General features: G+C 69.4%; 1 protein-coding gene. It reads right to left on the bottom strand.

The window, feature by feature from the left end:
* Window positions 1-607: 607 nt before the first annotated feature.
* The gene (gene cobU, locus NA11_RS28640) at window positions 608-1159 is read right to left on the bottom strand and encodes a bifunctional adenosylcobinamide kinase/adenosylcobinamide-phosphate guanylyltransferase (RefSeq protein ID WP_069165138.1); all 552 of its coding nucleotides are present in this window, start codon (window positions 1157-1159) and stop codon (window positions 608-610) included.
* Window positions 1160-1363 lie beyond the last annotated feature (204 nt).

Genomic DNA, 1363 nt, shown 5'->3' with positions numbered 1-1363 from the left:
CGCGCGGCCTCTTCGTGCCCCGACGTGGCGACGAGTGGCACATGGTGGAGAGGTCTTCTCGGCGTTTGCCGCAGCCATGTGCCACTCGTGGTCTTGGGCCCGCGTGGTTACATCGGCCGCGCGCGGGTGGGTCGCTGGTGTGTCGCGTGTTCGTGGGGTTGCTTCGATTCGGTCGCCGGTGCGAGTGGCCTGGCTGGCGTGGCCTTTTCGTACCTCGACGTGGCGACGAGTGGCACATGGTGGAGGGGTCTTCTCGGCGTTTGCCGCAGCCATGTGCCACTCGTGGTCTTGGGCCCGCGTGGTTACGTCGGCTGCGCGTGGGTGGGTCGCTGGTGTGCCGCGTGTTCGTGGGGTTGCTTCGACTCGGTCGCCGGTGCGAGTGGCCTGGGTGGTCTTGCACCCGCGTGGTTACATCGGTCGCGCGTGGGTGGGTCGCTGGTGTGCCGCGTGTTCGTGGGGTTGCTTCGATTCGGTCGCCGGTGCGAGTGGCCTGGCTGGCGTGGCCTTTTCGTGTCTCGACGTGGTGACGAGTGGCACATGGTGGAGGGGTCTTCTCGGTGTTTGCCGCAGCCATGTGCCACTCGTGGTCGGTGCGCGTGTGCGGGGACTATTTGAGGGGGAGGGGGAGGCCGGCTACTACGAGGACGGCGTGGTCGCAGGCTTGGGCTAGGCGTTGGTTGAGGGTGCCGATTTCGTCGCGGAAGAGGCGGCCGGAGCGGGTGGCGGGGATGATGCCCATGCCGACTTCGGGGGTGACGATGATCAGGCGGTGGGGGTAGGCGGCGACCACGGTGACGAGGGCGTCGGCGTCGGGGGCGACGGTGCCGCGAGGGGATTCCCAGGCGTCGAGTGCGTCGATGCGGGCGGTGAGCCAGGTGCCGATGTCGTCGATGAGGGTGGTGCCCTCGGATGGCGCAGTGCTGAGTATTGCTGCCGGGTCGGCGCTTTCGATCACGTCCCAGTCGGCTGGTCTGCGGTCGCGGTGTTTCGCGATGCGTTCGGCGAAGTCGTGATCCGCGGGGTCGGGGATCGAGGTCGCAAGGTAGCGCACGGGACCGGCCGCCGCCGCCAACTCCTCGGCGTAGGCCGACTTGCCCGATCGCGCCCCGCCGAGGACGAGGATCCGGCGCGGTTCGGAGGGCGGGACACTGTGCGGCACGTCAGCACGCTACCAACCGCCGACACCGGCCGCGCCAGGCGAACCCGTGGGTCGGTGCAAGTCCGCGGCTCCCTGATTCAGCTGGCCAGAGCCGACCGCGCCCGATGAGTCAACCGGGTTTGGGGAGTCGGCTTGCACTGAGGGGCAGCCGCGCTCACGGAGTCGGCCCGCGCTCAGGGGGTCGGCCCGCGCTCAGGGGGTCTG

It is taken from the genome of Nocardia altamirensis NBRC 108246, from assembly GCF_001612685.1.
In the GTDB taxonomy this organism is placed as follows: Bacteria; Actinomycetota; Actinomycetes; order Mycobacteriales; family Mycobacteriaceae; genus Nocardia; species Nocardia altamirensis.
Note: the sequence above shows the minus strand (reverse complement) of the source record. Positions and strands in the feature narration are given on the sequence as shown.